At 61.3% G+C, this 25,955-nt stretch carries 22 protein-coding genes and 1 pseudogene; 12 read left to right on the top strand and 11 right to left on the bottom strand.

What is annotated here, in order from left to right; genetic code table 11:
• Positions 1–74 precede the first annotated feature (74 nt).
• On the top strand, positions 75–1,115 hold the full coding sequence (locus K6I40_RS21985) for a hypothetical protein (protein ID WP_222916617.1): 1,041 nt from the start codon (positions 75–77) through the stop codon (positions 1,113–1,115).
• A gap of 728 nt (positions 1,116–1,843) precedes the next feature.
• Here K6I40_RS21985 and K6I40_RS21980 read toward each other — a convergent pair.
• Both K6I40_RS21980 and K6I40_RS21970 read right to left on the bottom strand, forming a co-directional pair.
• On the bottom strand, positions 1,844–3,625 hold the full coding sequence (locus tag K6I40_RS21980) for a glycosyltransferase family 39 protein (protein WP_222916615.1): 1,782 nt from the start codon (positions 3,623–3,625) through the stop codon (positions 1,844–1,846).
• Between the two features lie 894 nt (positions 3,626–4,519).
• Entirely contained in the window at positions 4,520–5,176 is a 657-nt protein-coding gene (locus K6I40_RS21970) for a helix-turn-helix domain-containing protein (RefSeq protein WP_222916611.1), read from the bottom strand.
• Positions 5,177–5,341: 165 nt separating this feature from the next.
• Between K6I40_RS21970 and K6I40_RS21965 the strand changes: the two genes are divergently transcribed.
• Positions 5,342–6,541: an FAD-dependent oxidoreductase gene (locus K6I40_RS21965; protein ID WP_222916609.1), complete on the top strand. Its 1,200-nt coding sequence runs from the start codon at positions 5,342–5,344 to the stop codon at positions 6,539–6,541.
• Positions 6,542–6,727: 186 nt separating this feature from the next.
• On the opposite strand, the gene K6I40_RS21960 is transcribed toward K6I40_RS21965, so the two are convergent.
• The gene (locus K6I40_RS21960; RefSeq protein WP_222916607.1) at positions 6,728–7,471 is read right to left on the bottom strand and encodes a hypothetical protein; all 744 of its coding nucleotides are present in this window, start codon (positions 7,469–7,471) and stop codon (positions 6,728–6,730) included.
• Positions 7,472–7,843: 372 nt separating this feature from the next.
• On the opposite strand from K6I40_RS21960, the gene K6I40_RS21955 reads away from it, so the two are divergent.
• Positions 7,844–8,536 carry a hypothetical protein gene (locus K6I40_RS21955; RefSeq protein ID WP_222916605.1) on the top strand — a complete coding sequence of 231 codons (693 nt, stop codon included), beginning with the start codon at positions 7,844–7,846 and terminating at the stop codon, positions 8,534–8,536.
• Positions 8,537–8,647: 111 nt separating this feature from the next.
• On the opposite strand, the gene K6I40_RS21950 is transcribed toward K6I40_RS21955, so the two are convergent.
• Positions 8,648–9,271 carry a class I SAM-dependent methyltransferase gene (locus K6I40_RS21950; protein WP_222916603.1) on the bottom strand — a complete coding sequence of 208 codons (624 nt, stop codon included), beginning with the start codon at positions 9,269–9,271 and terminating at the stop codon, positions 8,648–8,650.
• Positions 9,272–9,849: 578 nt separating this feature from the next.
• On the opposite strand from K6I40_RS21950, the gene K6I40_RS21945 reads away from it, so the two are divergent.
• Positions 9,850–11,232 (top strand): FAD-dependent oxidoreductase, encoded by a 1,383-nt coding sequence (locus K6I40_RS21945; protein WP_222916601.1) that lies wholly within the window; start codon positions 9,850–9,852, stop codon positions 11,230–11,232.
• Positions 11,233–11,847: 615 nt separating this feature from the next.
• Complete coding sequence (locus K6I40_RS21940) at positions 11,848–12,090, top strand: hypothetical protein (RefSeq protein ID WP_222916599.1); 243 nt, start codon at positions 11,848–11,850, stop codon at positions 12,088–12,090.
• 273 nt (positions 12,091–12,363) lie between these two features.
• Here K6I40_RS21940 and K6I40_RS21935 read toward each other — a convergent pair whose 3' ends face one another.
• Together K6I40_RS21935 and K6I40_RS21930 are read right to left on the bottom strand one after the other, a co-directional pair.
• Entirely contained in the window at positions 12,364–12,825 is a 462-nt protein-coding gene (locus K6I40_RS21935; protein WP_222916597.1) for a pyridoxamine 5'-phosphate oxidase family protein, read from the bottom strand.
• Positions 12,826–12,875: 50 nt separating this feature from the next.
• A complete protein-coding gene (locus tag K6I40_RS21930) occupies positions 12,876–13,904 on the bottom strand; it encodes an LEA type 2 family protein (RefSeq protein ID WP_222916595.1) in 1,029 nt (342 codons plus the stop codon).
• Positions 13,905–14,107: 203 nt separating this feature from the next.
• Here K6I40_RS21930 and K6I40_RS21925 point away from each other — a divergent pair, with 203 nt between their 5' ends.
• On the top strand, positions 14,108–14,707 hold the full coding sequence (locus K6I40_RS21925) for a LemA family protein (RefSeq protein ID WP_222916593.1): 600 nt from the start codon (positions 14,108–14,110) through the stop codon (positions 14,705–14,707).
• A complete protein-coding gene (locus K6I40_RS21920) occupies positions 14,704–15,486 on the top strand; it encodes a hypothetical protein (RefSeq protein WP_222916591.1) in 783 nt (260 codons plus the stop codon). Before K6I40_RS21925 ends, K6I40_RS21920 begins: the two co-directional genes overlap by 4 nt.
• Before the next feature lies 1 nt (position 15,487).
• On the opposite strand, the gene K6I40_RS21915 is transcribed toward K6I40_RS21920, so the two are convergent.
• Entirely contained in the window at positions 15,488–16,513 is a 1,026-nt protein-coding gene (locus K6I40_RS21915; RefSeq protein ID WP_222916589.1) for a peptidase zinc-dependent, read from the bottom strand.
• A 91-nt stretch (positions 16,514–16,604) separates the two neighbouring features.
• On the opposite strand from K6I40_RS21915, the gene K6I40_RS21910 reads away from it, so the two are divergent.
• The 5 genes and pseudogenes from K6I40_RS21910 to K6I40_RS21890 all read left to right on the top strand — a co-directional run bounded on the left by K6I40_RS21910 (position 16,605) and on the right by K6I40_RS21890 (position 20,369).
• On the top strand, positions 16,605–16,787 hold the full coding sequence (locus K6I40_RS21910) for a hypothetical protein (protein ID WP_222916587.1): 183 nt from the start codon (positions 16,605–16,607) through the stop codon (positions 16,785–16,787).
• 104 nt (positions 16,788–16,891) lie between these two features.
• On the top strand, positions 16,892–17,554 hold the full coding sequence (locus K6I40_RS21905) for an AIM24 family protein (RefSeq protein ID WP_222916585.1): 663 nt from the start codon (positions 16,892–16,894) through the stop codon (positions 17,552–17,554).
• A gap of 78 nt (positions 17,555–17,632) precedes the next feature.
• Positions 17,633–19,020, top strand: a pseudogene (locus K6I40_RS21900) (sodium:calcium antiporter).
• 48 nt (positions 19,021–19,068) lie between these two features.
• A complete protein-coding gene (locus tag K6I40_RS21895; protein ID WP_222916583.1) occupies positions 19,069–19,809 on the top strand; it encodes a ZIP family metal transporter in 741 nt (246 codons plus the stop codon).
• A gap of 107 nt (positions 19,810–19,916) precedes the next feature.
• On the top strand, positions 19,917–20,369 hold the full coding sequence (locus K6I40_RS21890) for a universal stress protein (protein WP_222916581.1): 453 nt from the start codon (positions 19,917–19,919) through the stop codon (positions 20,367–20,369).
• A 16-nt stretch (positions 20,370–20,385) separates the two neighbouring features.
• Here K6I40_RS21890 and K6I40_RS21885 read toward each other — a convergent pair whose 3' ends face one another.
• Genes K6I40_RS21885 through K6I40_RS21870 form a run of 4 tightly spaced genes read right to left on the bottom strand, consistent with a single transcriptional unit; the run spans position 20,386 to position 25,827 of the window.
• On the bottom strand, positions 20,386–21,813 hold the full coding sequence (locus tag K6I40_RS21885; protein ID WP_222916579.1) for a hemolysin family protein: 1,428 nt from the start codon (positions 21,811–21,813) through the stop codon (positions 20,386–20,388).
• A 5-nt stretch (positions 21,814–21,818) separates the two neighbouring features.
• Positions 21,819–23,918 (bottom strand): ABC transporter ATP-binding protein, encoded by a 2,100-nt coding sequence (locus tag K6I40_RS21880; protein ID WP_222916577.1) that lies wholly within the window; start codon positions 23,916–23,918, stop codon positions 21,819–21,821.
• A complete protein-coding gene (locus K6I40_RS21875) occupies positions 23,915–24,835 on the bottom strand; it encodes an ABC transporter permease (protein ID WP_222916575.1) in 921 nt (306 codons plus the stop codon). Before K6I40_RS21875 ends, K6I40_RS21880 begins: the two co-directional genes overlap by 4 nt.
• On the bottom strand, positions 24,832–25,827 hold the full coding sequence (locus K6I40_RS21870; protein ID WP_222916573.1) for an ABC transporter permease: 996 nt from the start codon (positions 25,825–25,827) through the stop codon (positions 24,832–24,834). Before K6I40_RS21870 ends, K6I40_RS21875 begins: the two co-directional genes overlap by 4 nt.
• Positions 25,828–25,955 lie beyond the last annotated feature (128 nt).

Below are 25,955 nucleotides of genomic sequence, written 5' to 3'. Positions count from 1 at the left end.
CTTCTTGCTCTATCGGTATCAGGAGTGGTCTCTGATAAGAAAGATACATTATACAAACAACTAATCCATACGTAATGTATCTCTATACCCCCGACAAAATCGATAGAGAGCGTGCCCATCACCAAGCAGTCATTCAGGGTGCAGATGATTTGGACGTCAAACGGATCGGAAACCTCGGTGAACTTGCGTTCGAGCAGTTCTGTCGAGAGTACCTCCCTGTCGAGATGTGGGGGTGGGAGAATGAAGCGGCAATTCGGCGCTGCAACCCGGAAAGTTTCTCCGGTCACGACTTCGATGTCTTCGGCTACGAGATCGACGTGAAAACCTCGAGGGACGTCTCTGCGTTTCGTCCGGCAAATATCCTCGAGAACGATCCGGACGACGATATCATCGTGATGGTCTGGCACCGCGACAACGAAGACGCGCTTATCCTCCTCGGCTGGGAGCGAACTGAAACGCTCAAGTCGAAAGTCAAAACCCAAGACGCATACTCCGGTGAGGAACCGGAGAAACTCGCTCACCTCGCTGCTCGGCCGATGAACGAGTTACAGGATCTGGGGCCGAACACGGCTCACATGAATCAGAAGCCGGAGAACCCGTTCAAACCCGGTGACCGAGTGGTCAAAGCAGAAGATACCGATGCATCAGTTGCGGTGGTCGTAGAGGTACTCCCACCGGAACACGATGTCAATCTCTACGGGCAGACGATGGACGGCGAAGCCGTCAGCGTCGCGTTTCCAAATATGCTCGATGACGGGCCTGGCAACTGGCGCGAAATTCATCCCGCGAAGCTTGCATCCTACTGTGATGATCAAGATATCAAGCTCTATACCTACAAGCACACTAATCTTGAGCACGCAGAGAACCCCTTCACTCCGGGCGACTACGTCATCAAACCAGATTACGACGATCCGGATCTAGCAGTGGTTCTCGAGGCTGCAGAAGATGGTGACGGCGACCGGGATATCACCATCGCATTTTGCAAACATCTCGAGAAAGAATTGGGTGAGCAGACATATGTGCTGCCAGCTAACCTCAGTTCACGATGTGATGAAGCAGGTATCAAATCATACTCTTACGAATATAGTGAGCTTAGTTTCGAGCATCAATACTGAATCAGTGCCTGTAATGAATAACAAGACACAGTAAGAGCTCATCAGGTTCTACTTTAGGAAGATGCATCTTGACCAGTCACGGGTAGATCAGAGGCCTATGTCCGTGTAGATCTTCCTTGAGAATAAACTGAACCGAAGATTACAATAGTATTGGATGAGAATTTAACTATAATGTCCATAATAAATATTTCTAAATAAGTATTTTATATTATATAGAATTAATAATATGGGGTTTATTTATTATTCTTGTCGCTATAGAACCTCCATTAAACCTATCTGCTGGTAGTCTACAATCCTTGCCAATAGCACTAATCACCTTTTCTTCAATTCCCATATCTTATCTAGTAGGCACAGCTCTTCAGGGTTCGAGTTCAAAATGTTTCCCACGAAAACTCCATTTCCAGGAAATGATGAAAGAGTATTCTTTTGGTTACTATAGCACTTTCTGGAGCAGACAAACATCTTATAGAACGAGATAAGTCTCTTCGTAACCGACACGGGTGTTTAGCGCAGTATATAGATGCAAATGAAGGCCGACAAGTCAGTATCTCGTTCCGAATTATGGATAGAAGATGAGCCGTGAGTGCCGAGGCCTGCATCTCTTACCGAAGAGGTGCTATCGGTATTGAACAACTGTATAGCAGAGCATCCAAAACCAGTGTGATAAATTCGATCGCCGGTCGGAGTCGGACGGACTGATCGCCGGCGTCCAGTGCACGACCGTGGCCCTATCCGCCGTCGGGCGGCCCCAACTCGAGTACGTAGTACGTCTCGTCCTCGTCGTGGAGCGTGGCGACGACGCGGCGCTCCCGATTAAGGTCGGCTGCCGCTTCCTGGTGGACGAACAGGTACCTGATTCGATCGTTCGATTCGGCCCGCGTCTCCTCGACCGGCTCGATCGACCGATCGGAGTAGAACACCAGCGAGTGAAACCCGCCAGCCTGCGTGGATTCGGGGACGACGAAGACCGTCGCGTCCGGGGGCGTCTGGTGGTCAATCAGCGTCCCCGCGGCCTCCTGTTGCTCGTCCAACGCCGAGCCGCCCATTTCGACCGGTTCGGCGGTTGTAGACACTAGAAGGATCGCGAGGGCTACGAACGCGACGGTCCGGAGCCGCGAGACGTCGACGTCGCGCCATCGCCGCCGCAGCGTCGAGTCGAGCGGCCGCTCGGCGATAACCGCGATCGCAGCGACGACGAGGACGAGCGCGAACGCGACGCCGCCGGGAATGTGGTCCTGCAGTCGGTACTGGACGAGCGAGGTCACGTCGAGTCGAAACGTAAAGACCAACGCGAGGACGCAGCCCGTGACGACGCCGCCGACCGCGAGGGAGTGGTCGATCGATCGGGGCGACGCGACCAGCGAGACCAAGCGACCGACCAGCAGCCCCGCCGGAACGTACAGCGGCAGGATGTACCAGGCCTGGTTCCCGGTGACCGAAAAGAAGGTGAAGACGCTCGCGGACCACCACAGCAGGAATGTCGTATCGCGCAGCGGTTGCGAGCGCCCCTCCGTAACCCGAACGCGAACCGCGACGACGGCGACGACGCCGACCGCCGGGAGCAGGAAGTACAGCCACGGATCGAAGTACGAGGGAAGGTGCCGGAAGTACGGATAGGACATGAATCCGAACGTCGTCTCGTGGTACGGTGGGAACGAGCCGCTCGCCCGAGCGATCACGTGCTTGAAAACGAGTTCCTCGAGGAACAGGTCACCGTGACGGAGCCAGGCGAGGATCGGCCACGGCAACGCCAGTACGAGCGTTACCGCCGCGCCGATCGCCGCCTCTCGCGAGAGGAGCCGTCGACGCCCGAGCAGATCGAAGGGGACGAGCGCGAGGAGCGCCAGCGGGTATGTGCCAGCCGCCAGTCCCTTGACGAGGAGTGCGCCCGCCGCCGGGAACCCCGCGTACGCGAGGTATCGTCGATCGTCGGCGACGCCCTTCCAGACGAGGTAGACGAACAGGGTGCCGAAGAACACGAGCGCGGTGTCGGTTCCGCCGTTCCGACCGCCGTTCATCCCCGCGAACACCTGCGGCGTCGTCAGCCAGACCAGCCCGGCCACGAACCCCGCCCTGCGGTCGAAGAGGTCCCGACCGAAAACGTAGGCCAGCACGCCGGTCGCGATCGTGAACGTCGCCGACGGAAAGCGAGCGCCGAACGCGGTGGCACCGAAGACGCGCATCGAGATCGCCTGCAGCCAGAACGCGCCCGGGGGCTTCTGCAGGAAGAGCATCTCGGCGACGACGGCCCCGTCGGCGGCCCAGTCGATGCGAGGGACGATCCACGATCCGCCGCGGCTCAGCCGTCGCGCGATCGACGCGTAGATCGCTTCGTCGAAGGACTGGAGCGTCGACCCGCCGAGGTCGGCGTAGTAGACGTACACGCCGGCGGCGAGGAGGACGGCGATCGCGGTTCGGTCCCGATCGGTCGGGCGGAGGGTTTTGATCGAGTCGATCAGCATCGCTGCGGCGATTCGAAGTCCGGTCCGCGCTCGAGACGGTATCCTCATTCGCCGATAACCGCGATCCGATCGGAAAGACCCTGTCCCTGCCTATTCTCGGACGGTTCTCGCCCACATCAGAACCGGATTCGTGTCGTTAATCTTCGGAACGGCGATACTCCATCTTTTTACGGGTCTGATTACGAACCTGATCGGCTGGCTGTTCGTATTCGTCGGCGTGGCGTTCCTGGTCACGGGGTGGCTCTCGGACGCTCTGAGCAACCGTCGAATGCGGCAATTGTTAAAGGAGGTGGAGGACCCTCTCACATGAACGCGATTTAGAAAGAGACTGTCGTTTTGCCCGAATTAGTTACGGTACGTCGAGGAATGAGTTCGTATTGTAGTATATGACAATTCACTTATCAAAATCTGTAGGTCGCACCGACCATACATATGACCATCAAACAGGGAGAATTCCGCTGGAAGAAGAAGTAGAACTACTATCTTAGACGAATCATTTGTTCACATTTAAGGCTGGTCAGCCACCCGCTCCGATTCAGATTCCGGTATTTTGTTGTCGGTTATCGAGATATCCCTTGGATATCTTGTCTCTGACGGTATCTTTGGCGATAAATTTCGTGACGTTGATACCCATTATCAGCAGTTGATCGTGCACATCACAAATAACCTTCCTGAGAATACTATCTATCATGGTAGTCAGATCACTCATTCTCCTCTTGGGGTCGATTGACCATCACCTATTACATAGGGCGGCCAAGCCTTGCGTCAGATGTTCGATAGACCGACTCATTGCCGATGCACCACAGATGTGGTGATCAGCCAGCCCTGTGACGATCCGCCAGAATCGTAGCAACCAACCGTAGTTTCGCGCAGTATGAGCGCTGAGGCCCAACTATTACCGGGAATGCGATTTCACAAGCGACGTTCGTACACACGTGAAAATCAACGAACGAGAGCACCGAACACGCGCTCCTCCACTTTTCGGAGGTGCTCGCCCACGGTCGTCGGCGCAATTCCGACAACGTCTGCCACATCGTCGAGCGTGGATTGCCGAGACGCACTGTAGTACCCTATCTCGACCGCTACTTCGAGCACTTCCTGCTGGCGCGTCGTCAACAGTCTCGTGAGCGTCGCTTCGTCCGGTTCGTAGTCGCCCGTTTCGACGACATCGAACGTGACAGTCGTCTCCTCGACGGAGTCGCGGAACAACTCCCGAAAGGCAGCGTCGCTTCCCAGATACGTTATCCGTAGCGAACCATCGGCGGTGAAGTAGATTGGCGTCTCGATGACGACGTTCGACTCGCGTTGACGTTCCAGCAGGCGCCGAGTTGCGTCCGTCGGTTCGAACTGATTTACAGCCATCCACCGGTCCGCCCCGGAAACGAGATAGTCGACGACGTACGGCGAGTCCCGCATTATCTCCTCGTATCGGTCCCGGTCTCCGCTCCCCTCGGCGAACAACAGCACCGTGTCGTCGGCGAGGTGTTCGACGTGGTGAATCGCTTCCCGCTCGATCCCTGACTCTTTCGTGAGTTTCTCCCCGAGCGGATGGAACGCACCGCCCTCGGCCGGGTGAATGAGAACCGTGAGATATCGCATACGTATGGGAAGATATCTGGCGCGGTTTAAAGCAGCGTAGATAATCGGCAGCTGAAATTTCACGGCTCGGTGTTAATCGATAGATATGGAACGGAACCGAACCATCAGACGCCGCGAACGCTCCCGCAGCGACGAGATGACCATCAGTTCGTGCCAAAAACGCTGATGACTCCAGAGAGACGTGACGTCGCTATCATCGGAGGCGGGATCTGTGGACTAACCACGGCACTCGCGCTCGAACGGCGGGGCTGGACCCCGACCGTATATGAGGCTGCGTCCGAGTACCGACCCATCGGCGCCGGAATCCTGCTACAGACGAACGCGTTACTCGTTTTGGACCGCCTCGGAATCGTCGATCGCGTCCGAGAGGCGGGAGTTCCCCTCGAAGACAATTTGATTCGGTCCGCAAGCGGACGAGTGCTGACGCGATTCGATCTGGACCGAGTCGAACGGGCCGACTTCGGCTACGGCTTCATGGCGATACACCGCGCCGAACTGCAGCGGATACTCCTTGACGAACTGGACGCCGAAGTCAGAATCGGAATGACGTGCGAAGCGGTGACTGACACGGAAACGCCGGCCGTCCGATTTACCGACGGCACGCAAATCGAGCCCGACATCCTCATCGGCACGGACGGAATCAACTCTGTCGTCCGGGACGCCGTCGCACCGAACGTCGAACCGCGAGCGCTGGACAGTATCGTCTATCGAGCCATCGCTACGGTAGATCTACCTGAGCAGTACCGAACTCGGGGGCTCGAGGTGTGGGGCGAGGGGACCTACACCGGCGGTGCGCCAACCGACGCCGATCGGTTCTACTGGTTCACTACAGCGCCGGAGTCCACCGCTGAGGGACGAACCGACTCACGGCCGACGAAAGCAATGCTGATCGGACTGTTTTCGGAGTTTCCCGCTCCGGTTCCCTCTGTCGTCGAGTCACTTGATACCGAGACTGTGCTCAGTACTGGTTTGGCGGACGTCCCGCCACTTGAACAGTGGCATCGCGGGTCAGTCGTCGTCGCCGGCGATGCGGCCCACGGAATGTTGCCGTTTGCTGGGCAAGGTGCGGCACAGGCTATCGAAGATGCGCTCACGCTGGCCCACGAAATCACCACGTGCGGAGAGTCGACGGCGGCCTTCGAGATATTCGAGGCCAAGCGAAAACGCAGAGCCGATCGGATTCGAGCCGAGTCACACCGGCTCGGAGCCCTGATTACGATCCAATCACGGGTCGGGGCTCGAATACGAAATCTCGCGGTCGGAACGCTTCCGGACGCAGTTTTTCGACGAGCCCGCCGACGACGAGCATCGCGCACGTCACTTCCAGAGACTACTGCCTCCGATCAACACTTCGATATCCGGTAATAGTAGCGCGTTCGAGTGCCAAGGCAATCGACTTCCTTGTCTCACTCCCTATTGGTTATTCAGTACCGGAGACCGAAAGAGCCGCTACGGTTTCGTCCCGTTTACTCAGTCAAGCGTTCACACGAGCGGGAATCGAGTCGTGACTCGTGACCAGTTCGCGTGACCGCGACCCGCGACGGCATGCAATCACCGAATGTCGTTGGTCCTGAGCTGGTCGAGTTCGCGGCTCCAGCCCCGGTCGCCGCTGAGCCAGAAGGCACTGTAGTCGAAACTGCTGGTCGCGCGAGTGAACTGACTTCCGTCGGGGATCGGCTCGCCAGGCGGGACGTCGGTCAGTTCATGCCACCACTCGCGATCGGCTTCGGTCCATGGGGTCTCCGACTCGTACTCGCGCCATCGAATGAGCAACTGGTCCGACGGAATCTCGGCCGCACCGGTGACGGTGACCGTGATCTCCTCATCGAGGCCGTTGTAGTCCGACGAGATGGTTTGGTCCGGCCGATCAGGGAGCGATGACACGTCTTTCTCCGAACTCCCGAATTCGATCTCCTCGGGCTCGAGGCCGACGTATGGAATCTCGTGTTGCCCCGACCGTGGGACGTGGAGTGACCCGCTCCCGCTGATGCAATCACCGATGTCGAACTCCTCGGTATCGAACACATATTCGCTGCTCGCCACGCTGACCGCCGCGAGACTGGTTCCGTCGTCGATGACAACGCGGGTCGAACTCTGCTCGACAACAGTTCCCTGAACGTGATACGTCTCGTCGGTATATCGATCATCCTCGGTGTACGCCGCGAAGTCGAGTTCGATCTCCGAAACCGGATCGGAACCGGGCGTACACTCGTCGTCCTCGAGCGCGCCGGTACAGCCCGCGATTGCCCCGAGCGTCCCCGTTCCCCCAATCGCCAGATAGTGTCGTCGTCGCATCGGTACCAAAATATCATATATGAAGAAATACCTTTCGAATTGTATGTGGCCGAAGAGCAACCGATCCATCAAAGTCAGTGATCAGAACGGGTGTCCGTATGAATTATTCCGCGCCGAGCACCGAGACCCTTGATTCACGTATCTCTCACATCTCATTGAGAGATACTGAACCGACGTTCCGACCGCTCGGTGGACGACGGCGGAACCGAATCTGAAATCTGCCCTCGTCCGAACTACAGTAACACAGTCCCTCGATCGAAGTGGTCGTCCGCGAGCCCGGACTCGAGTAGACGGGTATTTTCCGTTGGGGCCCTTCTAGCCGATAATGTACTCGGAAACCGATTATACTATCTCACTCGAGAGTTCTGTCCGATGAATCCGACTCGCGTCGACTTTGCGGTCGACCTCGCGTACGGGATTATGATTTTCGCTGCGATTGTGCTCATCGTCGCAGTCGAGACTGGAATCGGCATCGCGTTCGGGCTCGGCGTGTTGGTCTCCTACGTCATCCACGTCGCGTGGAAGATGGCCCGGTTCGACCCCAATTGGATGACGACTGAGGTTGCCGAACGGGTCGAAGAGACGGTCAGCGACACAGTCAGTAAGGAAGTCGAGGAGACGGTCAGTGATACGGTCAGCAAGGAGGTCGGAGAGACAGTTAGTAAGGAAGTCGAGGAAACGGTCAGTGACACGGTCAGCAAGGAAGTCGAAGAGACAGTCAGTGACACAGTTAGTAAGGAAGTCGAGGAAACGGTCAGCGACACGGTCAGCAAAGAGGTCGAAGAGACGGTTAGCGACACGGTCAGCAAAGAAGTCGACAACGTGGCCGAAAAAGTTGGGGAGACTGTCAGTGAGGACGTGACCAAGACGGTCGAAGAGACGGTTACCGACACGGTCACCAAGGAGGTCGAGGAGACGGTCAGTGACACTGTCAGCGAGGAAGTCGAAAAGACAGTCAGCAAAGCGGTCGACGAATCGTCCGGCGATGACTCAGCCGAGACGGACGAGGACGATTCGGGACAGGACGACCCAGACGAACCGCGTCCCTCGAGTTCGGGCGAGTAGCCCGCGTTCCGAGCCGAAATCGGAATCGTCGACCGCCTCGAGCGCATACCCTTCCGATCGAAGCGTTGTAATCCATCGCAGTCGACCGCCTCGAGATGCGCAGTCGACCGACTATTCCTGAGAAGTGCGGAACGCTCGGACGGTATCTCGCTTCCCCGACTCGGCGTCGACCTCGTGGAGGCCCAACTCGGTGAAGACCCGATTCCAGTTGCGGTGGTAGAGCGGGAAATCGTCGTTAACGTAGCTCACGTCGGGCTTGTCCGACTCCGACTGGTCGCCCTCGCCTTCGTTTTCGACGGTAATGAGGAGGTTGTCGGTGATCCGCGTCAGTTCCTCAAGGACCCACTCGGCGTCCGGGTGGAGGTGCTGGAGCGTTTCCACGGAGTAGACGGCGTCAAACTGGCCGTCCTCGAAATCGCCGACGACGGCTTCGATCGTGTCGTGGTAGAACGTCCCGTCGGCGGCGAGGTCGGGGTAGGTCTCGTCCATCACGTCGAACGCGTCGTCGTTGACGTCGATCCCGTGCAGGTTCTCGAAACCGTGGTCGTGGAGGTGTGCGAGGTGGCGACCCGAACTACAGCCGAGTTCGAGGATGGCCGCGTCTCGGTCGACGGACTGCTCGAGCCGACTGTAGATCGCCTCGCTCCGCTTGTCGGGGCCGTAGTAGGCGTAATACTCCGGTGAGTACGCTCCGGTCCGCTCTGCCCACTGGCGACGGACCTCGTTAGAATTCACGTGTGCTGTTCAGGGCGAGCACCTAAAGTCTAGTCGGACCGCATTCGACTCTCGTTTCACGACCGCGACGCGTCACACTGCAAGGCATGTGGCTACGTCATCTATCAGGATACCGACTCCCGGGAGTAGCGCGACCATCGCTACCGACGCAGACCGATACCATCGCGGGACCCCGACCGTCGATTCAGTTTACAATTTTCATGCAGTTCATTCCGTTTCACGGGAGCGCCGACAAGGGTATCACAGTTCGCACACAGGTTTTCGCTCCCAGTTTCGAGGCGAACGCGCTTCACCGGTACGTTGAATGTCGAGACTATTCGGTCGAACAACGATGCGATTCTTGGGATGAGAAACGAGAACGACGACGCGAACGCGGGAGATCGAAGATCGAGGAAGGTGCAAGAGAGCGCTCCGGTCTGCGGAGATATTGGTTTTCGCAACTCGTCACAGCCGCCCTCTCAGAGGCGAGCTTACAGTCGTCGATAGGGGTTTCGGCAACCGTCGAAAGTTCGATCGAAAAAATATGAGTTATAGGTCTGGAGTCGAGCGGTTGATATACCGACCCATACGATCCAATAATGTCTGGTAAATATGACTTAGTAATCGTCGGCGGCGGTATCAGTGGCGCGTCGCTTCTATACACGACCGCGAAGTTCACTGATATCGATTCGATCGCCCTGATCGAGAAGGAATCAGAGATCGCAGCGATCAATTCTCACCACACGAATAACTCTCAGACCCTCCACTTCGGGGACATCGAGACTAACTATACGCTCGAGAAGGCCGAGGAGGTAAAAGAGGGCGCGGAGCTCCTCGCCGGCTATCTAGAGAATCAGGACCCCGACCGGGAGATGCACTCGAAACGCAGCAAGATGGTGCTGGGGGTCGGCGAGGACGAAGTCACGGAGCTTGAAGGGCGCTACGAAGACGAGGGCTTCGGCGACCTCTACCCGAAACTCCAGCCGATCGACCGCGAAGAGATCGGCGAGATCGAACCGAAGGTCGTCGAGGGCCGCGACCCCTCGAAGGACATGCTTGCACTTCAAACGCCGGACGGCTACGTCGTCGACTACGGCGAGACGACGAAGTCGTTCGTCGCGGAGGCAAAAGACGAGGCGAACGTCGACGTCTTCACCGGGACAGCAGTCGAGGACATCACGCCGACGCTCGACGGCTACACGATCGAAACGGACGACGACCGCTTCGACTGCGACGCCACCGTCGTTGCCGCCGGCTCGCACAGCCTCCAGATGGCCAAGGAACTCGGCTACGGCCAGGATAAGGTCCTGCTCCCAATCGCTGGGAGCTTCTTCCTCGCGGACGATCTCCTGAACGGCAAGGTCTACACGCTCCAGATGAAGAAACTGCCCTTCGCCGCCGTCCACGGCGACGCGGACGTCCACGACGGCAGTATTACGCGGTTCGGGCCGACCGCGAAACTCGTCCCCACGCTCGAGCGCGGCCGCATCTCGACCGTGAAGGACTTCCTCGATGTCTTCGGGCTGAACGCGGCGGCGTTCCTGAGCTACGCCAATATTCTCTCGGATCGTATCCTCCTGCCGTACGTGCTCCGGAACCTCGTCTACGATCTCCCGAACGTCGGCCGGAAACAGTTCCTGCCCCACGTCCAGAAGGTCGTCCCGAGCGTTGAACTCGAAGACATCGAACGCGCCAAGGGCTACGGCGGCGTCCGGCCGCAGATCGTCGACACGAAGAACAAGTCCCTGGATATGGGTGAGGCCAAGATCGTTGGCGACGACGTCATCTTCAACATCACGCCATCGCCGGGTGCCTCGACGTGTCTCAAGAACGCCATGCGCGACACGCACACGCTGCTCGATTTCCTCGGCGACGACTACGAGTTCGACGAAGAGGCGTTCCGCAACGAAACAATCGACAACTTCCCGCGCGGGGACGAATCCGACGGAAAGAAAGCCGTTAAACCGAGTGCCGACGACTGAGGCGGCATTACCCGCTGCTCAACACCTCTCGGACTCTATTCGAGATCCGTTGGAGAAGTGATCGAGTGGTTTCGTCCGACTTCGCGTCTGTGGCGTTCGTATCTGCCGGTCTCGATTCTGATTCCGTCGACGCCGAACCCGATTGCGCGCTGTGGGATGCACGCTCGCAATACGGACAGGCGTCGTTCTCGTCGGCGTAGTACGGCAGGCCACACTCGTTGCACGTTGTTCGGTCTCCCCGTGTGGATGTTTCAGTGCTCATCGACCCATTCGATATAGCGTTGCAAGCACAATATAGTTCCAGTACCGTTGACGAGACGGATAGCCGTAATTGCAGATTAGCCGACTGTCAGGTTTCGATCGAGGCGTTCGGCGGTGGTCCACACCACTGCGGCCTCTTCCAGATGGTTCGAAAGAGCGACGGGTCGGAAATCGACTCGAGACCGGCCTTCCAGTCGTTCGCGCCGACCCCTCCGAGCAGACGACGATAGCAGTCACACATGATTTATCCCCGTGACGTGATAACGGATTCCTTATCTCGGAGAGAAGCTGGCGACGACGTTCTCGACCGTATCAACCGGTGAGGGACGCGCTAGATCATCGACGAAACGATCGGTGATGCAGTCGGTCGGCAATCGGTACCGCGATTTGTCGTCATTCTATCATAACAGTCGACCGCGCGGCGCGATCGGCGGGCACAGACAGACGCTCCGGAACACGAATCAACGCGCTGTACCCCAGGACATTGGAATCGACGGCTTCTATCTCTCCGGAGACACGACGTGGCCTGGACTCGGAACCGTGGCCTGCGTGAAAGGGGGCGAGATCGCCGCAGAACACGTCCTCGACGGCTACTGATCGGCGTGTCCGTTCCCGAGACGCGAGCCTCGGTTCGATGACGGTGTTACTTCCACGACGAACCACCGGCCTGCTCGTTCGCCGACGCTCGGTTTCCGATGGCTCGCAACGTCGTCGGATCGGCGATCCGTCCGTCCGACACGGCCGGTACTCTCCACACCGACGCGCTGACCCGGTACTGCTACCGAGAACGCTATCGACGGTGACCAGAGCGGACATCGACGGAAATCAGAGCGGGCACCGGTCGCCCGTCCGACGGCTCGAGCCGCCCCGCTACGCTGTGCGGTCGCTCGCGCCCTCACCCATTCGCTCGCTGTAGTCCCAGCTGTAGATCTCTCGAGGCTCGATCCGGATCCCGACCTCCTCGCGGTCCTCGTCGAGCAACCACTCGGCGAGCGAGGAGTCCGTGCCGCCGAGGTAGCGTTCCACGAGATCCCGCAGGACCGGCCTGCCGTCGGGTTCGATTTCGACGGTCCCGTTACCCCTGATCCCGCGGTAGGGGATGTCGTTCGTCGAGATGTCGAAGGCGATCTCCGGATCGTTCCGAAGGAATCGCACCACGTCCGCGTTCGCTCGTGTCGCACACTCGAGCGCGCCGTCCCGATAGCGGTACCACAGCGTGACGAGCCACAGCGATCCGTCCGGCCGCCGGGTGGCGATCCGAATCGGCACGGTCGTCTCCTGCAGGAAGGCCTCGACGTCGTCTCCGGTCCACGCCCCGCGGAAGTCGGTCATACCCGAGACGTTCGGAGAGCAGTTTGAAAAAGCTCGACCCGACAGCGGTCTCAGGACCGATTCGCGGTCGAGGTCCGATTTCGAGTCCGGTCCGACTCCCGTCCGTCCGACGAGGCGGCCGTATCGGCGTCCGCCGACCCGGCCGCCTCGGTGTCCGACGATCCGAGCATGTCCGTCTGGACCGTCCGCTCGTAGGAGAGGAACTCCAGCGGAACCTCTCGCTCGGCTCCACCAAATTCGAGCGTCGCGTCGAACTCGACCGACAGGGTCGACGTCTCGTTGTTTCGGAGGTGTGTCACCCACCACTCGTCGAGGTTGTCGTTGTCAATCGTCGCGTTCGCCTCGAGCGTCTGCGTCCGCTCCGGCTCGAGGAGGAACTGTTCGCCGGCGACGCCGTCCCCGACGACGATGCCGTTCAGTTGGATGGTGTATCGGATCTCCGTGATCGGGATCGGTATCGCCATCGGGTTCGTGACCGTCGCCGACGCCTCAATCGGTGTTCGGTTAGGGGTGGCGTTCCCCCATTGAGCGCCCGTCTCGTTGACGATGAACATTGTCTGCCCGCCGGCTTCGAACCTCTGACTCTCGGTCGTCTGCAACGGCTCGAGCAAATCAGTGCGGACGGTTCGGGTCTGCGTCCACTGATCCGCCGAGCGGTGGATACCGGCATACTCGACAACGATGTCCGGTTCGATTCGTACCGTCGTCGTCTCGTTTCGCTCGACGTGGCTCGCCCACCACGCCGGAATGTCGTCGTTGTCGAGCCACGTCGAGACGGCAATTTCGCTCTCCGTGCCGGCGGCATCTATCTGCCGTTTACGCTCCGTAGCGACCTCAATATCGTTCAGCGAGACCGTATACGAGACGTCCGCCGCAGCATCACCGACGCGGAGCAATCGGGGATTGTCGACGCCGATGCGGGTTTCGATTTCGGTCCGTTCGCTCGTGACAGTCCCCCACTCGTTGTCGACCGATTCGATCCGTGGTTGATTCACCACGAGCAGGCTGTATGTCGCGACTGCGACGATCAGTACGATCACGACGAGAAGGGCCATCCACGTCCGACGACCGGGGGCCATCTATCGACCACTCCCCCGCGGTCGCAGTTCGACCCGCGCGTTACACGTTCAGGCCGTTCAAGACGGGGCTGCCGTGTGATCGGCCCGGTCGCGCTGCCCCGCTGCTCCTCGAGTCGGTGATTTCGGGACCGAACGATCGCTCGCGACGGATCCGGAGACCTAACAAAACGTATAACTCACTGTATCCGAACTATCGGAAAGCCATGAGTCTCTTCGGAACGGTACTCCTCGGATTCGCGGTCCTCATTGTTGGGTACAGCATCGTCCGGTATCTCGGACACGCACAGACCCGGGTCGTGGACGCCCACGAGCACTGCGAGAAGACCTGGGCCGATATCGAGGTCCTGCTGGAACGGCGACAGTCCGAACTCGAGCAACTGATCGACTTGACGAACGAACACGTCGCCCACGAACGGGACCTGCTCGCTGGTCTCGTCGACGCTCGCGAGGGGGCGATCGAGGCCCAGTCCCCCGAGGAGGCTGCCGCGGTTGCAGTCTCGCTCCGGGAGGCGACCCGGGAGGTCTACGCGCTGTCGGACGAACACCCGGAGCTGGCGTCGAACGACCGGTTCGCGGAGCTGTCTGACTCGATTCAGCGCCTCGAGCAACGGCTCGAGGATCGCCGCGAGCAGTACAATGAGGCCGTCGCCACGTACAACGCGTTGTTGAACACGTTTCCGGAGTCGACCTTCGCCGGTCGTCGCGGGTTTACCCGCCGGCAGCCCTTCGTGGCGTCCCGCGGGGCCCACGAGGGCGTCGACGTCGGTGATCGCCTCGCGGTCGGCTCGACGACCGAGACGTGATCCTCGCGATCATCCTCTACGCGACGCTGGTTCTCGGCTCGGGCTCGCTCGTCCTCATCGGAATTGTGACCGTTCGCTCGGGCTTCGAGCGCTACGAGGAACGGGCTGCGATCGTCGATCGGCCCCGCTCGTCGCTCGAGTCGGTCGCGTTCGGTAAGACGGCGCTCGTGGGGACGGCCCGACCCGACGGGGGATCCGAGCGGGTTCCGTTCGGCGGCCGGGAGCGAGCCGTCTGCTACGACATGACCGTCGAGGACACCAACAAACTCGAGACGGCCCACGTCGACGAGCGGATCGCGCCGCCGTTCGTCCTCGAGGGGGTTGCCGACGACGCGACTGACGTGGCCGGCATCCGCGTCGATGCGTCGGACCTGCGGCTGGATCTCTCCGCGGACCGCCAGTGGTCGAGGGAGGTCGCCAGTCACGAGGCCCTCGACGAGGATCTCGCGTCGTTTGCCTCGGTGAACAACCTGCCCGATCAGGGGCTCGAGCGCGACCGAAAATACGCCTACGAGTACCTCGCGCCCGGCGACGAGGTGTTTGTCTACGGCCGGGCGGTACCGGACGACGACGCCGGAGTGACCGACGGAAAGGCCGTACTCGTAACGGCACAGGAGGACGGCGGGGGCGTCATCTCCGACAAATCGCCCGAGACGCTGCTCGCGGAGCGGCGGCGGGTACTGTTCAAGAGCGTCTCGCTGGGCACACTCGAGGGCGTCGTCGGCCTCGCGGGCTTCCTCTGGCTGACCGGAATCGCCCAGTTTTTCCTCGGCGCCTGAACTATGACCACTCCTCGTCGGCGACGACCCGGAGGCCGTCGTAGATCCCGCCGACGATCCCTTTGATCATCCAGGCCGTGAACACGCCGAATACGATGCTCACCAGTACGATCCCGATAGCGGCGGGGTCAGAGAACTCGGGGCCGAAAAACCGGTCGTGGACGGACACGGTGAGGAGCAGCCAGCAGAAGATACTCGCGAGATAGAGGACGATGTTCGTCCAGAATTTGGCGGTCCGATAGATCGTGTGTACCGATTCCGGCAGGTCTCGAGTGGACCCGGTGCCGGGACGCGGGAGTCGATTGACGACGGGCCCGAGCAGCGCGACGAACTCGATCACCCCGATGATGACGAACCCGATCGGTGCCAGGAGATAGTCGACCCACGTTCGGCCGCTGCGATCATCACCGGCAGCGGGTCCGTCGGACTCGGCGCGCGTTCGGACGGTCCAGTCGTCGGGTGTCGGCGGTTTCGGGTACGTCGAGGCGTCCGTAAGCGCGTTCCGGCAGTCCTCGCAGTAGGTCGCCGGTGCTGCATCCAGCTGACGGCGGGTCGTTCCGGGCGCAACGGCGCACGGCTGGCCATCGCCACCGTCGTGCAGGTGCGTTCGCAGTCCGAGCATCGTTCCGGCGACCGACCGAGTCTCTTTGGCCAACCGCTCGCGCTCGAGGTCGGTCGGCTCGGTGCCCTCGAGCAGCCGAGCCGTCGAGACGACCCCGACCGTCTCGAACTCGGCCGCGACGCCGAACACCGCGGTCTGATCGCGACTCATCCTGATCCTGCTCTCGGTGACGCCGACGGCGAGGTCGACGGCCGGAGTTTCGTCCTCGATGTGCTTGAGGACCCAACTCGCTCTGTGGTCATCCGAACCCGTTCGTGAGGGTTCCTCGATCGGCTGTCGGATCGGAACCTGCATCTCGAACGTCTCGCGTAACGTCTCGGCGACTTCCTCACACGCCGCCGGCGACGGATCGCCGACCGGTATCACCGCAGCGTGCGGGGTGTTGTCGTGTGGAAATATAGTCATTAGTTTCCGTACCTGTTGGTACAGGCGAATACGTTTCGGTGTTCGCCGGCCCGCTCGGGAATGGATCGATCGCCCGACCCACGTTTCGGCCGTGACTATCGCCCGATTGATCCGTCGACTGACCGCCGCTTCCGGGAACGGCCGCCCGCTCGAGGGGCTGTACGTTGTCGACGCCTCCGACGCCCCGGTAATTCCGATGATCGCAAGCGGCAACTCGGACGCCCTGACGATGGCCGCCGAGAGGACGGTCGATTTCGATCGGTACAGATCGTGATCGGCGGTCGACCACTATTCATACACCCAAAATAACATATAGATAACTATTTGACGGATCGATTCGAAGGGGGCCAATAGAGCTGAATCACGGCTCGGTGTCCAATGAACGTCGACGAATTCGTCAGCGCGAACGAACCCGCGGACGGCGGTAGAACGTTTCAACTCGAGAGTAGCAAGCTACTGGATGTCGCCCTCGACGGGTCGGTGATCGCGAAGGCCGGCTCGATGATCGCGTACGACGGCGACGTTTCCTTCGAGGGGAAGTCCTCCGCCGAAGGCAGGATTACCGGCTTCCTCAAGGAGGCGGCGACGGGTGAAGGGACGCCGGTGATGGAAGCGACCGGTACCGGCCATCTCTATCTCGCGGATCAAGAGAAGAAGATCCAGCTCCTCGAGCTCAATGCCGGTCAGTCGATCTCGGTCAACGGGAACGACGTGCTCGCGTTCGAGTCGAGCGTGACCTACGAGATTCGGACCGTCGAGAGCATTGCGGGCTTCTCGGCCGGCGGCATGACTAACGTCTTCCTCGAGGGGCCGGGCACCGTCGCGATCACGACCCACGGCGAGCCGCTGGTCCTCCGCCCGCCGGTCAGAACCGATCCCAGCGCGACTGTCGCCTGGAGCGGGACGACGCCCGGCAGCCACGTCGACAACGCACTCTCGAATATGATCGGCCAGTCCTCCGACGAGACCTACCAACTCGAGTTTACGGGCTCGGAGGGATTCGTGGTCGTTCAGCCGTTCGAGGAACAAACGCCGCAGTAGTAGCAGTAGCAGGCAACATTAGCATCGCACCGTACCACGTATGACCGTTCAACCAGTACGCGTTCCTAGACGATTTCCATGAGACGACGAGCACTCGGCGCAATATCGGCCGCAGTCGCACTGACGCTTCCCTGGGTCGCCATTGTGGGAGCGACCGATATTCTTCCCTGGCTCACAGCGGTCGCGGGAGTCGAATACCAAGCACCGGCCCGGTTCAGCACGCTATCGACGTTCTGGACAGTGATCCTGACCGGACTCGCCGTTCTCGGGGCCGCGTTCCTCCTCGCGTGGGCCGCCGAGACCGCCGAGAAGGACGTCCCCCAGGCGTTCGCGATCGCGGTGCTCGCCGTGTTGGCCGTCGCGCCAGAATACGCCGTCGACGCGCTCTACGCCTGGAACGCGGGCGTGTTCGCGGGCACCGAACGCGGGATCGAGGCAGGCAACCTGGCCGTCGCCAACATGACCGGCGCGAACCGGATCCTCATCGGCATCGGCTGGGCCGGCGTCGCCCTCTTTACGATCTTTCGCCGGGGGTCGTCGGTCGATCCCTCGGTCGAGAAACGACCGGGCTTCCTCACGGACGTCGTAATCTTGGACCGGGAGATCGGCCTCGAGATCGTCTTCCTCTTGCTCGCGACGCTCTGGGCGTTCCTCGTCCCGCTCAACGGCGGGATCGATATCTTCGACATGCTGTTCCTGGTCGGGCTCTACGTCTGTTACATCGCGGTGATCCTCCGCGGCGAGGTCGAACCGGACATGGACCACGTCGGCGTGCCGGCATACCTCCAGCGCTTTTCGAGACCGCTTCGTATCGCGACCGTCCTCGTGCTCTTCATCTACTCCGGCACAATGATCTTCACCGCCGTCGAGCCCTTCGCCCACGGGCTCGAGCACCTCGGCGAGAGCGTCGGCATCCCCTCCTTCTTCATGATCCAGTGGATCGCGCCGCTGGCCTCCGAAGCGCCGGAACTCATCGTCGTCGTCTATCTGGTGAACAAGGCCCGCTCGACCGCGGGCTTTAACGCCTTGATCTCGTCAAAGCTCAACCAGTGGACGCTGCTGATCGGGACTCTCGTCGTCGTCCACTCGCTCGCGCTCGGTCGGTACGGCGTGCTCGCCTTCGACTTCAAACAGTCGGCGGAAATCTGGCTGACCGCCGCCCAGTCGTTCTTCGCTATCGCCCTCCTGATCGGCTTCAAATATCGGTTCGGGAAGCGATCACGCTGCTCGTCCTGTTCCTCTCGCAGGTCCTCCTCGAGTTCGTCATCATCCGTGAGTTCGTCGCACTTCCGGTCTCGAGTACCGACCTCCTGCTCATCTATAGCGGCATCTACATCGTCCTCGGAACGGTGCTGTTCATCAGCCGCCGGCGGGCGTTCGGTCGTCTCGTCCGGCGGACTGCAGGGACGGTCGGCGATGCGATGCCGATGGTCGGGACTGATCGAACCCACAGCGTCGACGACTAAAGCTGCCGGCCACAGGTCTACGTTCGCAGGGGTGGTTCGTCCACGTCGATGCTCTCGACCGGCGCACTGCGCCCCGACGGGGTGGGTCTCCTTGTGCTCGCGATCATACTCGCACTGGTCCACCTCTTCGCCGGCCGGCTGGGATTTGGCGGCCGGATTCCGCGGAGCCGGTGGCTGTCCCTCGCCGGCGGCGTCTCGGTCGCGTACGTGTTCGTCCACCTCCTCCCCGAGGTCGGGGCGGCCGCGGCGACGCTCAAGGAACACGGAACGCCGACAGCCTTTGCTGAGCAGTACGGCTATCTGATCGCTCTGCTGGGATTCGTCACCTTCTATGGCCTCGAACGACTCGCCCGCTGGACGAGCACCGATCCGGGATTGGACGACGAGCCCGCCGGGACGGGGGTATTCTGGATTCACGTCGGCTCGTTCGCGGCCTACAATTCGATCGTCGGCTACCTCCTCTGGGATCGCGAACTCGGCAGCCCGCTCCTGTTCGTCACTGCCATGGCACTCCACTTCCTCGTGACCGACGACGGCCTTCGAGAACACCACGGCCCGACGTACCACCGTCGAGGCCGGTGGGTACTATCTGCGGCGGTACTCATCGGCTTCGCTGGCGGATACGTCCTCGAGGACACCGAACTCCTCGTCTCCGTCTGCGTCCCGTTTCTGGCAGGCGGAATCGTCCTCAATGTGATCAAGGAGGAACTGCCGTCAAATCGCGAGAGTGGGTTCTGGGCCTTCGCCATTGGAGCGGCCGGCTACGCCGTGCTGTTGCTGTTCGTGTGACGACGTCCCGACGTATCCCAATGATCTTTCGATAGAGTATACATTCCGCGTCAATCACGGCGCATTTATGTAATAATTTTACAATATATGGGCACAAATCTCGGTGTATGTCTATACTTGCGGCCGTCGATGCAACGGAGAAACGGGATGCCGTCGTCGAGACCGGACACGATCTCGCCTCGGCGTACGGGACGGAACTGTCCGTCCTTCACGTCGTCTCGCAGGACGATTTTGAATCCCGTAAAGAGACCGTCGAGCGCGTCTCGGACGTCCAGGGATACAGCAAGTCCCAGCGCGCCGACGCCGCAGCGAACGTCGCGAACGAGGTCGTCGTCGAGACCCTCGAAGACGCCAATATCGAGGCGATCTCGACAGTCGGTCGCATCGGCGAGCCGGTGCCATCGATTCTCGACGTCGCGGGCGATATCGACGCGCAGTATATCGTCATCGGCGGTCGAAAACGGTCTCCGACGGGGAAGGCCCTGTTCGGGAGCACGACTCAGTCCGTCCTGCTCGAGGCCGATCGCCCGGTCGTGACGGTTCTGTCAGACGGGGAGTAGTCGGCGAATCAGTCTCCTAGCTCGAGGTGGCGACGCCGGATCCGTCGGCCGTCGAAGGTGCGGGCTCAGTGATGCGGACGCGCTTGATGCGTGTGTCGTCGACGCGTTCGACGGTCAGTTCGACGCCGTCGTACGCGAACGTCTCGCCGGGGTCGACCAGCCGCCCGGCGCGGTTGAACACGAAGCCAGCGATCGTCTCGAACTCCTCGCCTTCGGGGAACTCGACACCGATGACGTCGTTGACGTCCTCGATATTCACCTCGCCGTCGACCCGGATGGTTCGTTCGTCGACGGTCTCGATCGGTTCCGCCTCCTGAGCATCAAGTATCTCGCCGACGACCGCTTCGACGATATCCTCGGTCGTGACGATCCCCTCAGTCGTCCCGAATTCGTCGATGACGACGACCTGCTCGACCCGCTCGTGGCGCATCTCGCGAAACAGGTCGTCGACCTGCTTGCTTTCCGGGACGTGCAGCGTCTCCTCAATGTGGGCCTCGAGCGAGGCGTCATCGGTCGGTTCACCAGCCCGATAGTCGCGGACGAGATCGCCGAGCGCGACCACGCCGATGACGGTGTCGAGACCGCTCTCGTACACCGGCAGGCGAGCGTGGCCGCTCTTGACGCACTTCGCGACGGCGTCATCGACCGTCGCCGTGCGAGAGACGGCGGTCACGTCCAGCCGCGGCGTCATCACCTCCTTCGCGATGGTGTCGTTGAACCGGAACACACGCTGGAGCATCTCGCGTTCGCTGGCCCCGATGATCCCCTCGTTCTCGCCGGTCCGAATCAGCTCCCGGATCTCGTCGCGGCTCACGTACGAGGACTCGACGGTGGTCCCGCCGCCGGTCATCCCGTTGACGATGCGGGTCAGCCGATCGAACGTGACTACCAGTGGATACAGCGCGTACTTCGAGATCTGGAGCGGCCGGGCGACCGAGAGGGCCCACGACTCCGTGTTCTCGATGGCGTACGATTTCGGGGCGCTCTCGCCGAACAGCAGGACGACGGCGGTCACGCCAAACGTCGCCGCCGCCATCGCCTGGCCCTGTCCGACGTACATCGCGAACAGTCCGGTCGCGATCGACGACATCGCGATGTTGACGAGGTTGTTGCCGACGAGGATCGTCACCAGCAACCGATGCGGATCCGATTGCAGCGCCTGCACCGTCTCGGCACCGGGGCTCCCATCCTCGACGAGTGCCTCGATGCGGTGCTGGGCCAGCGAGAACATCGCGATCTCCGCCGAGGAGAAAAAGCCCGAGAGGACTAGCAACACCAGTAGCGTTCCGACGCCGACGGCGGCCACGAGGTTCGTCGGGAGGTCGAAGCCGACGGCTCCCTGCGCGACCGCCAGGCTCTCGACGCCGACAATTGGTCCCTGCATGACCGCCGGGCTCTCAACGCCGACGATTGCTCCCACCAGGGTCGTCTCGAGGCCGGACATGGGCGTCAGTCACCCACTGAGTCGGTGTTCGCAGACGCCGGGAACTCGTCGTCCGCGGCCGACGCGTCCGAGGCAGCCGACTCGCCCTCGCTCTCCGGGAAGTAACACGCCGCCCGGTGGCGCTCGTCGCCGGTCTCATCGATTCCCGGCTCGGCCTCCCAACACGATTCCTCGGCCTTCGGACAGCGCGGGGCGAACGCACAGCCCGAAGGGAGATCAACCGGGTCCGGCGGCTCCCCGTCGAGCAGGACGCGGGTCCGATCGACGGTCGGGTCCTTCTCCGGCGCGGCCGAGAGCAGCGACGACGTGTAGGGATGCTTAGGCTGAGTTGCGATCCGATCGACGTCACCCTCCTCGATGATTCGGCCGAGGTACATGATGGCCAGCCGGTCGGAGACCTGTGTCAGGCTCGCGAGGTCGTGAGAGATGTAGACGATCCCGATGTCCTCGGTGTCAGCCAGTCCCCGCAGCAGGTTCAGCAGGTTGACCTTCAGCGAGACGTCCAGCATCGACGCCGGCTCGTCACAGATGAGGAAGTCCGGATCCAGTATCAGCGCTTTGGCGACCGCCACACGCTGGCGCTGTCCTCCAGAGAGTTCGTGGGGATAGCTATCGAGGAACTTCTCGGCAGGGGTCAGTCCTACCTTCTCGAGCGTCTCGACGATGGCTTGCTCTTTCTCATCGGTGCGGTAGTCGTGGATCGTCAGCGGCTCACCGACGAGTTTGCGGACAGTCTGGCGCGGGTTCAGCGAATCGAAGGGGTCCTGGAAGATGATCTGGACCTTCCGCCGGAACTCCTGAAGATTGCCGTCCTGATAGTACTCGTAGGGCTCTCCGTCGAACACCAGGTCGCCGCCGGTCGGGTCCTCGAGCAGGGCCATGGTCTCGCCGAGCGTCGACTTCCCGCAGCCGGACTCGCCGGCGACGCCGAGCACCTCCGAGCGACGGACGGACAGCGAGACGCCGTCAACCGCCTTCACGTGATCGGGGTCCTCGCCGCGGAACTTGCTCACCAATGACTGGCTCTGCTCGTAGTGTTTTTCCAGAGTATCCGTCTCGAGGATGACCTCGCCGCGGTCGGAGTCGGCATCGCCGTCGTCGGGGATGTCCCACGTCTCCGGCTCGTCGGCAGCCTGTCGCATCTGGGCCGCCTCCTTGACGCGGTGGCAGGCCGACCGGTGGTTGCGGTTCGGGAGATCGACTAGGTCCGGGTGGGACTCCCCGCACTCTTCCGTGGCGAACGGACACCGATCCTCGAAGACACAGGCCGTCGGCTCCTGGTTCAGGTTCGGCGGCGAACCGGGGATCGCGACGGGGTCCTCGCTCTCGCCGATCTCCGGGAAGGAGTTCTTCAACCCCATCGTGTAGGGGTTGGTGGGGTTGACCAGCACGTTGTCGACGCTGCCCTGCTCCATCACCTTCCCGCCGTAGAGGATCGATAGCTCGTCGCAGGTCTCGGCGATGACACCGATCTCGTGAGTGATGAGCAGCAATGAGCTGTCCATCCGCTCTTGAATCTCGAGGATCTTGTCGATGATCTTGTCCTGAACGATGACGTCCAGCCCGGTCGTCGGCTCGTCGGCGATGATGAGGTCCGGCTCGAGGGCCAGCGCCATCGCGATGGTGACCCGCTGGCGCATCCCGCCGGAGAACTCGTGGGGATAGTCGTCGATCCGATCCGGATCGAGCCCGACGATCTCGAATAGTTCACGGACGCGGTCGCGCGCCTTGGAATCTGTGACGTTGCGGTGGGTGTGGATCGCCTGTGCGATCTGGTCGCCGGTCGACATCACGGGATCGAGCGAGTCCATCGCGCTCTGGGGGATGTAAGCGATGTCCTCCCAGAGGACGTCCCGCCGTTCGGCCGCCGAGAGCGATGTGAGATCCGTCCCGTTGAACTCGATCGTCCCGCGCTCGACGGTGCCGTTCCCCGGGAGTAGTCCCAGCAGTGCTTCCGCAACGGTGGATTTCCCGGAGCCGGACTCGCCGGCGAGGCCGTAGTTGACGCCCTCGTCGATACTGAAGGAGACGTCGTTGACGGCGTGGACTGGTTCGTCGTCGGTCGCGTACGTGACTGTGAGGTCTTCGACGTTGAGTAGCGTCATTGGTCAGTCTGGATTTCGGGGTTGATGACTTCCTCGTAGGCCCGTCCGATGAGGAACACCGAGGTGGTTATCGCGGCAATACCGATCGCTGGCGGGAGCACCCACCACCACGCGACGCGCATGCTGCCCGACGCGAACACCTGCCGAAGCATCCGACCCCAGCTGGTCATCGTCGGGTCGCCGAAGCCGAGGAACGCTAGACTCGCCTGTGCCGCGATCGCCCAGGCGACGCCGTAGGCGGTGTAGAGGAACCCGATCGGCAACACGTTCGGCGCGACGTGGTACAGCATCGTCCGCAGATTGCTCGCGCCGCTGGCTCGAGCCGATTTGACGAACGTCCGCTCGCGGACCGACAGCACTTCCGAGCGGACGACCCGCGCCGGCATCTTCCAGAGGAAGCCGGCGATGATGGCCGTGATCAGCCAGATGTTCGGCGTCATGAACGTCAGCAACAGCAACGCCATCGGCATGAACGGCAGCGAGAACGTCAGGTCGGTCAGGCGCATCAGGAGTTCGTCGACCCAGCCGCCGTAGTAGCCGCTGACGACGCCGACGGTGAAGCCGAGCGCACCCGTCCCCAGGCCGCCGAAGAGGCCGACAATGAGCGTCGGTCGTGCGCCGGCGAGGAACTGGCTCAGCACGTCCTTCCCGTAGGCCGTCGTCCCGAAGTAGGCGTCCGCGCTCGGGGCCGAGAGCCGGAGTACGGAGCTGGTGTCGCCGCGGACGGTGTATTCGATCGGGTCGTGCGGGGCCAGGAACGGCCCGAACAGCCCGAGGAAGACGAACGCCGCGACGACGAGCATGCCGGCGAACGCCAGCGGGTCCCGCCGCAGGAACGCGAACTGGTCGCGGACAGTCGTCCACAGCGCGTCGACGCGCCTGTACAGTTCGGCTTTGGGTTTCGTTTCGGTACTCATGCAGAGCCACCTCCGTTGGTCGACACAGTCGGATCAAAGTACGCGTAGAGGACGTCCGCGGCGAGGTTCGCGATGATAACCGCCAGCGCCATGATGAAGACCGCCGCCTGCACCAGCGGATAGTCCTGCTGCTGGATGGCCAATACGAGTTCGCGGCCGATGCCGGGCCAGCTGAAGACCACCTCGAGCAGGATGAGGCCCTGGAAAATCATGCCGAGACGGAGGGTGAAGTACGTCAGAATGGGCAGCATCGAGTTCCGGCCCGCACGGGCCAGTTGCTGCATCTCCGAGAGCCCCTTCGCCCGGTGGAGTTTGAGGAACTCCGAGCCCCGCTTCTCAATGACGCCGTTACGAGCGAGCAACAAGAAGTCACCGCTGTAGTAGAGGACGGCGACGGTAAAGGGCAGGAGGTAGTGATGGAGGAAGTCCAGCGAGACGAACGTCTCGAGGTAGCCGTCCGGCGTCGCCCGGATCGATCGCATCCCGAGGGCAGGCACGATCTCGAGGTTGTACGCGAAGACGATGATGAAGAAGATCGCCGTAATGAAGACGGGCGTCGAGCGCAGCAGCGTCGTCGAGACGATGCTGGCTTTCTCGAGGCGGCTCCCACGGTTCCAGCCGGCGTACATCCCCAGAAGCGAACTCAGGATCGCCGTCGTCACCAGCGCCGGAATCAACAGGATCAGCGAGTTGATCAGCCGCGGCTCGAGGACGTCCCAGACCGGCTGGCTCCGCAGGATGGAGTAGCCAAACTGGAAGGTCAGCAGGCTCCCCAGGTAGTTGACGTACTGCACCCAGATCGACTGATCGAGCCCGTACATCGCGCGGATTTCGTCGATCTGCTCCTGATTGAGGTTCCCCGAGGTCACGAGCGCCTCGAAGGGACTCCCCGGCAGGAGTCGAAGGACGACGAAGATGACCGAGACCGCGACCAGCGTCAACAGGACGGAGATCGCGAGTCGCTTGAGCAGGAACCGCTGGAACTTGCTCATCGGTTCCCCTCCGAACAGGTGATCGCAGTGTCGTTCGCTGACCGTGTCGCCGTGCTCGCTGCCGCGCGGCGGTCGAGCGGCGTGCGCTCGGCTCGAGCAGCGGCACGGTCAGGGTGCCGGTTCGCCTC

Origin of the sequence: Natrinema sp. SYSU A 869 (assembly GCF_019879105.1) — an archaeon.
GTDB lineage: Archaea > Halobacteriota > Halobacteria > Halobacteriales > Natrialbaceae > Natrinema.
This window is presented reverse-complemented; position numbering and strand designations above follow the sequence as displayed.